The organism is Ruegeria sp. BF6 (assembly GCF_056538665.1).
Genome location: NZ_JBQFTN010000026.1, coordinates 18,502 through 30,188, shown reverse-complemented (window position 1 = coordinate 30,188; position 11,687 = coordinate 18,502). Strand labels below are relative to the sequence as shown.

Here is an 11,687-nt window from a genome sequence, read left to right as displayed (position 1 = left end):
CACCGCACGGGCTGCGCTCGGGGTTTTTGACCCAAGCTGCCCTCGACGGGGCCCCGATCCAGGCCGCCATGCGCCTCTCCCTGCACCGCTCCATGGTACAGGCGCAGAAATACTACGATGACGTCGATATTGCCGAGAACCCGGCAACTAATCTGTTGGGGTAGTCGCGTTGCCGACGGGCCAGAGAGAGTTCTTACACCACAGCACTCTCCGAGAAACTGTGTTTATTTTTCACTTCCAGATCGTGCTTGGCGATATGACAGGATAAGGTGGTTGTGTTACAAATTTCTGTTTGCCATCTGGTTCGAGAAGATAAGTTTTCTGATACTTTCACCTTTTTTGTTTCGGAGGGACCGGTCGTGCGAGTTGCTGAATCCAGCCGCTATCAGGTTTCAAGTGAGCTAAGATTCTGAAAATAGATCACAAATATGGCACTTGGGATTTGATACCTTGGGCTAATTGGAGGGTTGGATGGGAATTGTCATATCTGATACCCAGCCTAGTGTTGGTTTCGAAACAGGATGTATGGTCGATCCCTACCAGGATCACACTGCACTAACTTTCAACTTGGACCAGTCAGTTGAGACCGCTCAGCGGTAAGTTGAGATTTTTTAGACCAAGCCACAGCCGGCTTGGCCAATATCTGCTCTGTTTCGTAATCTCTATTATATTTGAGTTATACAAAATTAGTGCGTTTGGGGCCTGAGTTGAATCCTCCTAATCAATCGGAGCAGGTACTGAATTTACTCAGGCTTTTGTCACCATCTCCGTTGATAGTTCACGCGATGCAATTGCATTGCGGGTATCCACTATAGGAAGTCCCAAGTTGATCAACTTTTCATAGTCAATAGCATCATGGTCGGTTGAAATTAGGATGGCATCATAGTCAGCGGCATCGACCTCCTGAAGGTGAACAGCCTTTCGACCCAGTAAGTGTGGAAACTCGCGCATGCGTGGAATATCGTCGACATGCGGATCGAGGAAATCGACTTCGGCTCCGTTGCCAAGCAGCATATCCATCAGAACCACCGAAGGGCTTTCTCGCATATCCGGGACATTCTTTTTGTAACTGATGCCCACCAGAAGAATCCGCGATTTTGACAGGCCTTTCCCGAGCTGACGGTCCAATACCTCGCGCAGCTTCGCGATTACATAATGCGGCATGTTCACGTTGATTTCGCCCGCCAGTTCGATGAAGCGGGTGGCGTGCCCGTATTCTCGGGCTTTCCAGGTCAGGTAGAACGGGTCGATCGGAATACAGTGGCCGCCAAGGCCGGGACCGGGGTAGAAGGGCATGAACCCGAACGGTTTGGTGGCCGCGCCATCGATCACCTCCCAGACGTCGATCCCCATCGCGTCGTAGATCATCTTCAATTCGTTCACGAGCGCGATGTTGACTGCCCGGAAGATGTTCTCGGTGATCTTCACAGCTTCCGCCGTACCGGCAGAGGAAACGGGTACGACCTTTTCGACGACTTGGCTGTAGAAGGCTTCGGCCAGACGCCGCGCGGTCTCGGAGTCACCACCGACAATCTTTGGAATGGAATGGGTGCGATATGTCTTGTTGCCTGGGTCTTCGCGTTCCGGGCTGAAGGCGACCCAGAAATCCTTTTCGGACTGCAGCCCATGCGTTTCAAGAAGCGGCGCCAGAATATCTTTTGTCGTGCCCGGAAAAGTCGTGGACTCAAGAACGACCAGCGTCTCGGGGCGCATGTGTTTCGCGATGATCTTACCAGTGGCCTCAACAAAGGTTAGATCCGGCTCGCGGTGACGAGTCAGAGGCGTTGGCACACAGATAACAATGACGTCGCATCCGGATAGTCCTGCAAAATCTGCTGTCCAAGAGACCTTGCCTGCCTGCGTTGCCTCGCTCAGCATCTCGTCCGTGACTGCCGCGATATAGCTGTGTTCCGCATCCAGCCGCTTGATCTTGTCGTCGTCGACGTCAAAGCCTGTTACCGCAAAGCCGCGCAGCGCAGCCGTCACGGCCAGAGGAAGGCCAACATATCCAAGCCCGACGACACCGACTCTGGCTGTCTGGTCTTTCAGGGCGGTCAATAACTTGGGTTCAATCCTGTTTTTCATGTCCATTTCGGATACCATCTAGATAAATTGCCTTAGCTTTTTCGGCTGGAAGCGTGAATGAAGTTTTTCACGGCACTTATGAGTTGCTCATCCGCAAATGCGGGAACCTCCTGCCCCTCTGACTTTTCCCCTGCATCAACACGGTTCAACATTTTCGTCAATTCGGTCTCGTTCTGCGCCGCAAACACCCCGGGACGCCCCCCAAATCGCTGTATAGTTGCATATTGGTGATCATTGCGGGTCTCACGCAGATGTCCGCGCCGTGGGAGGACGACAATTGGCTTCCGCATACTCAAGGCTGTGATGATAGACCCCATCCCGGCATGTGAGACAACAAATTCGGCAGTCCTAAAACGCTCACTATAATCGCTTGGTTCTAATGAGGACACGGTCTCGAAGTTTTGAGGTTTGTATTTTGCATTCGCCGTGATTTGCCCGAAAATACTATCCCCGTTCCCTCTGTCACCGCACCAATCGTCTACACAACGGACCAGCCGGTCAAAAGGCTCATGGGTTCCCACTGTCAGGAAAATCAAATGATCGACCCTTTATATTGAGGGCCATCTGGGGTCGCGAGATGCTCCCATTGCGTCAGCCAAAGGTCACAATGCTTGCTGGCCTTCCGGCCAGCAAGAGAGAGCTCATCAGCGTTGGCAATACTGTCGATCCACACCGTTCGGGCCCCCATCATTGATGCGAGCCGCAGCGCAAAATAGCCAGGAGCCGCACCCGTCGTAACAACAACGTCCGGTCGAAATTTGACTAGAATGACAGCAATCTGAACGAGTGAACGGATCAGTTTCGCTTTCTGCCATCGGTTGGCTTCGACAACGGTTTGATAGCCCGGCCTCGGCTGTCCGCGCTCAGCCGCCATTGCTTCGATTTTTGGCCTGAAGCCAGGTTCCGTCGTGACATAGGTTACCTCGCACCCGTCCCAAGCCGGGATCATCCTGCAAAGCTGAATCCAGTGACCACCACCGGATGCAACGGCCAGAACGCGGGGGAGGGCCTCACTCATAGTTGATCTCCGGCTATGGCAATGCCCAATTGCATCAGAACGATCCCGCTGTTGTCGGAAAGTGCGGTGAGCCGCGTTTGTGTCACTAAACTCATAAACAAAATACCAGTTACTGGGATACCTGAGCGGTGTTGGTTTCCCTGCGCTCAGCAGATCTTTTGAAAGTATGACCTGAATTTCATGCTGCCAATTAAAATCTCTACGACCTCAGCATTCTTCTTTTAGAAATCTTAATTCAAGAGGAGAATGGGGGATATTGCAGGAACCCCTTTGCATCTATTGATGCTACGGAAAATAAGTGCGGCCTCAACTCCTCAAGTACATAAGATACGCTACTTTTGTACAGCTTCAACATGGAAACAATCCAAAGGTTTTGAGCATATGGCAACAATAATGTGAATTATGAGCCGAGGCTGTGATTTACAGGAGCAACAGGATTCGTATTGGATGGAATGACAACACAGCGATTCCGTTCCAATCTGTACGGCAGAGCTGTGGCCGACCAGCACATAATGGTAAACACTTGCCTATTATAGATTAGCAGGTGGATTCTGAGCGGAATGCTCTTCTTTGAGGCGGCAACTCTTTGCACCGTGCTTGCGCGCAAGCGATACTCGCGATCTACCAACAGTCAGAATGGCCACTGTCTTTAAACCTTGACTGAAAAGACTTTTGCGTGTCCTTTTTCCACGTTGCACATTACATGAGCGACATGTTTTTTTTGTTTATAAGACCTGCGAGCATAAGCTGCCGGGGAAAGGTTGAGTATGAGTGTTGACGTGCGGTCTCTGGAGATTGCGGATGTCAAACTGGTGACGCCAAGAAAATTCGGAGATCATCGAGGTTTCTTTTCCGAAACCTATAATAAGCAAGCCCTGAGTGATGCCGGAATCGAGATTGATTTCGTGCAGGACAACCACTCTCTTTCCGCTGAAGCCGGAACATTGCGAGGGCTGCACTTCCAATCACCGCCTTTTGCACAAGACAAGCTTGTGCGGGTTGTACGCGGGGCCGTTTTCGATGTGGCTGTCGACTTGCGCCGCAGCTCCCCTGCATTCGGTCAGCATGTCAGCGCCGTGCTTTCAGCAGAATCGTGGACTCAGATTCTGGTGCCGGCCGGATTTGCGCATGGTTTTGTGACGCTCGAACCTGATACTGAAGTCATTTACAAGGTCAGTGCACCTTATGCTCCTGACCATGACCACGGTATTCTGTGGAATGATCCGGACCTTGGCATTGACTGGCCAAAGACAGGAAACGCTGTTGTTCTTTCCGACAAGGATCAAAACCAGCCGCGTCTTGCCGCGATTGAGACACCATTCGATTGATGAATGGCCATATGTCGAAAAAGGGGCGGCTGCAGGGTACAGCCCCGGGCACGTGCATTCGGGCGTTTAATGAGTGAATTATTCTGCGACACGTTAGAACCACAGAGAGGCTTAGCAGACCAATGGACAACCCAGAGAAAGCGAGTGGGATAAGCACAGTTCTGGTGACTGGAGCGGGCGGCTACATCGGCACGACATTGGTGCCGATGCTTCTGGCCGCTGGCTATCACGTTCGAGCCTTGGATCGTTTCTATTTTGGCCGGGATCTCTTGCCCGAGCATGATGCGCTTGAAATCATTGTTGAAGACAGCCGAAAGCTGACTGCAGAACATCTGAAGGGAGTCGATGCGGTTATAGATCTGGTGGCAATTTCCAATGACCCATCGGGTGATCTGTTTCAGGATGCGACCTATCAGATCAATCGGGATTCAAGGATAAACTGCGCCAAATTGGCTAAAGCGGCTGGCGCAAAACGCTATGTTCTACCTTCGTCCTGCAGCATCTATGGCTTCCAACCTGCGGACGTGGTTGCTGATGAAACTAGTCCGACCAATCCTCTTACAACCTATGCCAAAGCCAATGAGATGGCAGAGGACGGCGTGCTGGCGCTAGCGGATGAACAATTCTGTGTGGTTGTGCTCCGGCAGGCGACCGTCTACGGGCTCAGCCCCCGAATGCGTTTCGATTTGGCCATCAACGGCATGACCGAGGGCGCCTGGAGAACCGGGAAGCTGCCGCTCATGCGTGATGGCAGCCAGTGGCGACCGATGGTTCATGTGCAAGACACGGCGCGGGCTCAGGCTTTCATGCTGGGTGCCGATGCCTCACACATCAATGGCGAGATTTTCAATGTAGGCTCTGCTGCCAACACTTACCAGATCGGGCCGCTTGGCCAGTTGGTTGCTGATACCGTACCGCGGGATGTTGAGGTCGACTGGTACGGTGATCCTGACCACCGCAGCTATCGGGTCAGTTTCGACAAGATAGAAAAGCTGGGTTGGAAGGCGCAAAAGACAGCGGTCGACGGAGTGGCCGAGATTTGTGACGCGCTTGAGGCCGGGACCACAGCGAAAACGGTCAAGACGATCACACTTGACTGGTACAAAGAGCTTTCGAAGTGGCACACAATCCTGCGCGATGTCGAGATGTACGGAGGCATAGTGGAGATTTGAAAGCGCTTTTACTTGGTCCGAATGGTCAGCTTGGACATGATATTCAAACTGCCCATACCGCCGCAGGCAGTTTGTTTGATCTTGTCCCTCTTGGGCGTGATGGCCTTGATGTGGCTGACCTTTCCGAGATTCCGCAGGTACTCGGAAAGTATGATTTCGACGTTTTGATAAATTGCACAAGCTATCACAAAACCGACGAGGTCGAAGACAACGGCACACTTGCAGCTACAATCAACGCCCATGCTGTCGAGGCTCTAGCCAAGGTCTGTGCTGATCGCAGGGCTCGGTTCATCCATATCAGTACGGACTATGTCTTTGGTGGCGGCCTGCGGCGCCAGCCTCTGACCGAGGAAGATGCGCCTGCTCCGGTCAATGTGTATGGCGCGTCCAAGCTGTTGGGAGAAACACTCGCGCGGCTTGCCAACCCGGACACGGTCATCTTGCGGGTTGCGTCTCTGTTCGGCGTTGCCGGTGCCAGTGGCAAGGGAGGAAACTTTGTCGAGACAATGATCCGTCTTGCGCGTGAGAAGGGAGCTCTGAAGGTTGTCGACGACCAGTTCATGTCACCCACGGCAACATCGGATATTGCTGCTGCCATGCTGGCGCTTTTGAACAGCGGAGGCCCGACCGGCATCTATCATGTTGTCAATAGTGGTTCGGCAAGCTGGTGTGAATTTGCGCGTGAAATTATAGTATTGGCCGGGATCGATGCCGAAGTTTCCCCGTGCGGGTCGAATGAGTTTCCGACACGCGCAGCCCGTCCACGATACAGTGTCCTTGACAACAGCCGGCTGTGCCAGAACCTTATGCCGATGCCCCATTGGAGGGACGCGCTTCAGCGTTACCTGATCGCAAAAGGGCATATTGCGGAGGCTCGGGCGGATACGCCCTGACAGGCCGCTATATTCGCCTGAAAGCGTTCCAATCCTGATGTGTTATTAGGGCGTGTGGATTTGCCTTGGTATATGAGCGAAAACCCGGTCCATCTGCTCCTGAGCCTTGTCTTTGACCTTTGGTAGGAACTCCGCCAGGGTTGTCGTTGCTTCGTTCCTGTTCTCCCAAGCGGCCCAGATTCCGTCCACGCATTGTTCAAGCGTTGCGTGACGCGGGTCGACAACGTGATGACCCAATCCGCAGGATTCGAAAACACCGAGGGTCTTCTTGCTGTACGCGATTGCAGTTGTCGGAACCTCTGAGGAGAGCCCGGCAATCGTCGAGTGCATGCGGGTTCCACAAAAGAAATCAAGCTGCGCGATGACCCATTTCATTTCCATCGCGTCATACTGTTCATCCAGAACATGTACCCGTGTGTTATTGTTCAGCGCGGCAGCGGCGTTCCAGCAAGCTTCGGGGTCGCCGTCACGGTTGCTTTTTGAGCTTAAGACATGCGGGATCAGGACAATATTCGCCTCGGTTTCTTCCAGAAACCGGGATGCCAGTTTGTGGATTATGTCCCGATAGTCACTCTTGAACCCAAAGTTCCGGGAACCTTCCATGCCGTGATTGTGGATAAGACCACTGACATTGACACCAACAAGGGGGCGGGTTCGGTCCGGTTTCATCCAGTCCACGAGCCTGCCTGGCAGTTTCTCCGGCTTACTGCGCGGCAGGGCAAAGGCAACATCGACGCCAAAGTCATGCCGCGTGGGGTCAAACACCTCTCCAAGCAGTTCCTTAAGCGTTTCAAAGCTACGGGCGTCGCGGGCCCATGCCATATCGCACGTGCGCACGATTTCAGTGGCGATGCGATGCGCTCTGGGGGTGTCGAACGGGCCATAAGTCTGCGGCAAAAGGATCAGCGGTGCGTTTCGGTGCAAGGCCAGCTGTTTGGTCTGAGCGATGGCATCAAACCGCTTGTCGCCATAGAGATCGGCGAAGCTGTCGCCCCCGCTGATATCGAGAACGGCGTCGGCCTGCATAATCGCCTGCACGCCCGGATTACCCAAGCCTCCAAGCGCTGCACTCAGGCGCATGTTGAACAGGCTATCACGGCGATAAAAGCGGCGTGACAAGTTTGCGCCACAGCGGGTGAAATGGAACGGTTTTCCGTCAAAATGCAATATGGCGCGGCGGGGACCTGAGCCATAGTCGAACACTGTGACTTGCGCATCGGGATGGCGGCGCGCAATGGCGTGCATAACTGATAGGAACAAGGCTGAAACACCCAAGTTCGCCGTGTCCGGAGACGCGCCGAAAAGACAGAGTTTGAGCGGTTTGGGTGAAGGGGGAGAAACGGAATTTTGCATGAGCTCAATACCCTTGAAGCCAAGTGTGTCTGCGTGCCCAGACATCACGCCAGGCATTCAATGAATTTGTCGAGTTCTGATCTTTCCTGAGAATTGTTTTGAGGCGGAATCCCAAAAGCCGCACAATCACCAATATTCTGAATATCAATCTAAAGACAAAAGCACGGAAAGGGCCGGAATGCATCTCGGCGAATGTGACCTTTGCGCGTAAAAGGCGCTCCATTTTGTCCGCGCGGATTTTTTCTGACCGGCCGCCGTAATGAATGATTTCCGCATTTGGGGTGACGATGGGCCGGGCACCCACTTGGCGGGCGCGAAAACACAAATCCGCATCATCGCCATACATGACAAATGTAGTGTCAAACCCGTCCAGGGCGTCCCATAGGGTTTTGCGAATTAGCAGGAGGCTACCAGATACCGTTTCAACCTCGCGAATTTCATCTCGGGCCCATCCACCGTAACCGTCGTAGTTGAATAGCCCGTTGTTCGGAAATACCTTGATCAAGCCTAAGGCCCACATAAGTTGGCCCCAGATTGTCATCTGCCGCCAACAAGAGGTCTTGTTCAGACTCAGGTCGGGATAAAATTGGCGCCCCCCCCAGATATCGTTTTCAGGATGAGCCTCCGCAAATTCTATCAGGCGGTCGATAGCGCTGCGCAATATGACCGTGTCCGGGTTGAGAAGCAGCAGAAACTCTCCTTTGGCTTGTTTGGCTGCAAGATTGTTTGCTTTTGCAAATCCATGGTTCTGATCAGATGCTATCAACTGGATGTCGGGAAATTCGGCGTGAATTGCACTGGCTGAACCGTCTTCGGATGCATTGTCCAATACGATCAGTTCATAAGGAACGCAGTGGGTCTCCCGTACGACCGATCGTAACGCTTCGAGCGTTTCCTCTTTCGTGTTGAAGCTGACGACAATAATTGAAACCTTAACCGAGGCACTCATCATTTTTTCCATTTAATTTGCGCATGCGCAGCGACATCCGCGCCATGTCTGCTGTTTGTGTAAATCATTTGCGTCATCGAAAATGCATCGTTAACCACGCTCCATAAGCTCATGCAGGGCTTCCGTGTATGATTTGCAAATGTTTTTTGCTTCGAACTGTCTAAAAAAGCCGTTGGTCTGGCACTTGGCTAGTTCAACCTTCATCGACTGTTCACCCTCAACGATCCGAAGCAAGCCCGCTGCAATATCTTCAACTGATTTTGGATCGCAGCGAACGCCGATCTCGACATCACTAAAGAACCCATCAACACCTCGTTCCTTTGAATACAAAATTGGCAGCCCCGCCGTCAGTGCTTCTAAGTAAACCATACCGAAGGTCTCACGTAATGTTGGCAATACAAAGCCGGAATACTCATTCATCCGGGATTGAATGTCTTTGTGTGGTATGGCGCCAACCAAGTGGACCTGATCTTGCAGATCATGCTTATTGATGTGTTTGCGAATACCCTGAATGTGCCGCGCATCCCCGCCGCCGACGATTTCAAGCTGCACAATTGTTCCGGATGCCCTGAGTTTTGAGATCGCGGCCAAAAGATTGGGTATGCCCTTCAGGCGCCATCCGCTGAGGTTGAATATGGTGACCACTTTTCCGTTTCCGGGGCGTGGCGGGATCAATCTGGTGCTCTGGCTGATCGTTGGCAGAAGCATTTTAGGTAAGGAGCGTGTATCGAGCGTGTCATCGACATAGCGTTCGATCCAAGGTGTAACCGGCAACAACAGGGCAGCATTTCGGGTCAGCTGGCGATAGGTTCTGCGTTTGTCCAGCTTGGTGCGGATATACTTCTGGTCCGTGTTTCCGCGAATTGTGGAAATAAAAGGCACACCATCCAAAGCCCGCGAGACACGTTGTGCGACCAACCCTTCGATTGAAAGCTTATGAGCGTGCAAAATATGTACTGTTTCGCCCCGACGTCGAAGGTCGGAAACGATCCAATCCGCCAGTTTCGACAGAAATGTTTCCAAAAATATTCCCAGGGGTGGGGCCTTGTAGCATAGGGTGGTTACGTCCTTCTGCTGGCCGATCATTCGCACACCACCGAAACCAGATTGCCGGTTGATCGAATAGACCAGATGTCGAAAGTCCCGAGTGCCATGCAGAAGATTTTTGACTGCTTGGGTTTTCTTGTCGTTGTACTGGTCAGGGTAGTCGGCGGTGATATGCAGGACAGTCTTCACTATTCCTGTCTCCATCTCTGAGCATCTCTGGACATAGAAATCGTATGTGATTTCAGATCGGTCAGAGAACTGCAGTTAACTGGCAAAATCTTTTAACTGGCGAACGCTGCAAGCTAACAAAGCTGCAGAAGTTCCGTCAAGATGTGGGCCATTCCAGAAAATCCTAGAGCGGCTGATACTCCTGATCCAAAGGTTTCGCCCGGGTATGTTGCGACAGCATTTGCACGGCGTTTTTTTCTGAATGCGGGCTGTATCGTTATTGGTCTTGTCACCATCTGAAATCTTGACACTGGGCAAGTTCGCGACACAACTGAAACCGCCCGAGATCTTTGCGGCAGAAAATGATGTGAAGTTCAAATTTCAATGAATCCTGCATTATGGCATGGGTGAGCTTCAGAGATTTCTGATATTGGTGAATAGATGTGTTCTGTCAGATTAAGTAATAAAGTGGCGCCGCGAGTCAGCATTGGTATGCCCGTCTACAATGGAGAGCGTTTTATTGCCCAAGCGATAGAATCAATACTCGGGCAAAGTTTTGCAGAATTCGAACTCATCATCTCTGACAATGCATCCGAAGATGGCACTCAGGATATTTGCGAAGAATATGCGCGTCTCGATAGCCGTATACGATATGTTCGTCAGGTTAAAAATTTAGGAGCCGCCCCGAATTACAATTATGTTTTTGAGCGCTCCTCTGCGCCGCTTTTCAAATGGGCCGCGCACGATGATATCATACGCCCTGCATTTCTTGAGAAGTGTGTATCAGCGCATGATGCGTCTGAAGAAGCCCCTGTGCTGGTGTATCCCGCATCAGAACTTATAGATGAGACCAACGCCGTCATTCGACCAGTTTCGGATGAATTGCAGGCGAGATCGAACTTTCCTGCCATTCGTGCTTTCGAGGTACTGCAACGTCTGAATATTGTCACAGCGATCGGTGGCGTGTTCGACAGGGCAGCACTTTCCCGCACCCGATTGATCGGTAGCTTCATAGCCTCTGATTATGTGCTTCTGCTCGAAGCAGCCATGTTGGGCAAGATAATATACTTGGAAGGGCAACCCCTTTTCTGCCGAAGAATTCACGAAAACGCATCTCGGAAAGCCAATGTGACTGAAAAGGAGGTGCTGCGCTGGTTTGATCCCAAGGAACGATCAAATCTGACCGGAAGACAAAGGCTTTATCTTGAGTATTTGCGGTCCGTATGCCGAATTGACGGATTGAGTGCGCCGGGGCGTCTTGCAACCGGCTGTTCGGTCATCACCGGAATTACCGTCAAACGTGCCCGGGTTCGCGCGGGTAAATGGAAGCGTGGACTAAAAGAGAAGTTTGGAGCCTGACCCTAGGCTGAAATTTTATTGTCTCTATGCCGCGACCAGCGCTTACGAAAGGCACAAAGAGCCATAAGGGGTAGGGCAAACACAGGAATACTCGCCAAGCCTAGGACAAAATAGGCAATCAAGGCGTTCATAACCCCGAATCCTGAAAGCAGAGTTACGATGGCACCAACACTACCCGCCAAAACGGCTAGTATAAGGATACCCATTGCAATGCTCCTTGTTTATTGTCCAAAATTTGGGCTTTCACACCCTAGGGTAGAGCAATTCTGGGGAACGTCTATTAAAAAATAGTTAAGTATATATGTTGAGCGGAAT

Annotated in this window: 10 protein-coding genes; 4 read left to right on the top strand and 6 right to left on the bottom strand. The window is 51.9% G+C overall.

What is annotated here, in order from left to right; genetic code table 11:
• Nucleotides 1-747 precede the first annotated feature (747 nt).
• From ACR0IM_RS23745 to ACR0IM_RS23735, 3 genes are read right to left on the bottom strand one after another with little or no spacing between them, the layout of a single operon-like run.
• On the bottom strand, nucleotides 748-2,085 hold the full coding sequence (locus ACR0IM_RS23745) for a nucleotide sugar dehydrogenase (protein ID WP_480643485.1): 1,338 nt from the start codon (nucleotides 2,083-2,085) through the stop codon (nucleotides 748-750).
• Nucleotides 2,086-2,117: 32 nt separating this feature from the next.
• Nucleotides 2,118-2,606, bottom strand: a complete 489-nt coding sequence (locus ACR0IM_RS23740; RefSeq protein WP_480656788.1) for a glycosyltransferase — start codon at nucleotides 2,604-2,606, stop codon at nucleotides 2,118-2,120.
• Between the two features lie 11 nt (nucleotides 2,607-2,617).
• Nucleotides 2,618-3,103, bottom strand: a complete 486-nt coding sequence (locus ACR0IM_RS23735) for a UDP-N-acetylglucosamine--LPS N-acetylglucosamine transferase (RefSeq protein WP_480643481.1) — start codon at nucleotides 3,101-3,103, stop codon at nucleotides 2,618-2,620.
• A gap of 767 nt (nucleotides 3,104-3,870) precedes the next feature.
• Here ACR0IM_RS23735 and rfbC point away from each other — a divergent pair.
• From rfbC to rfbD, 3 genes are all read left to right on the top strand, one after another.
• Complete coding sequence (gene rfbC, locus ACR0IM_RS23730; RefSeq protein ID WP_480643479.1) at nucleotides 3,871-4,431, top strand: dTDP-4-dehydrorhamnose 3,5-epimerase; 561 nt, start codon at nucleotides 3,871-3,873, stop codon at nucleotides 4,429-4,431.
• Between the two features lie 122 nt (nucleotides 4,432-4,553).
• Nucleotides 4,554-5,603, top strand: a complete 1,050-nt coding sequence (locus ACR0IM_RS23725; protein ID WP_480643477.1) for an NAD-dependent epimerase/dehydratase family protein — start codon at nucleotides 4,554-4,556, stop codon at nucleotides 5,601-5,603.
• Nucleotides 5,600-6,496: a dTDP-4-dehydrorhamnose reductase gene (gene rfbD, locus ACR0IM_RS23720; RefSeq protein WP_480643476.1), complete on the top strand. Its 897-nt coding sequence runs from the start codon at nucleotides 5,600-5,602 to the stop codon at nucleotides 6,494-6,496. The genes ACR0IM_RS23725 and rfbD overlap by 4 nt, the downstream gene beginning before the upstream one ends.
• A 45-nt stretch (nucleotides 6,497-6,541) precedes the next feature.
• Here rfbD and ACR0IM_RS23715 read toward each other — a convergent pair whose 3' ends face one another.
• From ACR0IM_RS23715 to ACR0IM_RS23705, 3 genes are all read right to left on the bottom strand, one after another.
• Entirely contained in the window at nucleotides 6,542-7,849 is a 1,308-nt protein-coding gene (locus ACR0IM_RS23715; protein ID WP_480643475.1) for a polysaccharide pyruvyl transferase family protein, read from the bottom strand.
• A gap of 4 nt (nucleotides 7,850-7,853) precedes the next feature.
• On the bottom strand, nucleotides 7,854-8,810 hold the full coding sequence (locus ACR0IM_RS23710) for a glycosyltransferase family 2 protein (RefSeq protein WP_480643474.1): 957 nt from the start codon (nucleotides 8,808-8,810) through the stop codon (nucleotides 7,854-7,856).
• Nucleotides 8,811-8,888: 78 nt separating this feature from the next.
• Nucleotides 8,889-10,034 carry a glycosyltransferase gene (locus tag ACR0IM_RS23705; RefSeq protein ID WP_480643473.1) on the bottom strand — a complete coding sequence of 382 codons (1,146 nt, stop codon included), beginning with the start codon at nucleotides 10,032-10,034 and terminating at the stop codon, nucleotides 8,889-8,891.
• A 420-nt stretch (nucleotides 10,035-10,454) separates the two neighbouring features.
• On the opposite strand from ACR0IM_RS23705, the gene ACR0IM_RS23700 reads away from it, so the two are divergent.
• Nucleotides 10,455-11,372, top strand: coding sequence for a glycosyltransferase (locus ACR0IM_RS23700; RefSeq protein ID WP_480683402.1), 918 nt, complete (start codon nucleotides 10,455-10,457; stop codon nucleotides 11,370-11,372).
• The last annotated feature ends 315 nt before the right edge of the window (nucleotides 11,373-11,687 follow it).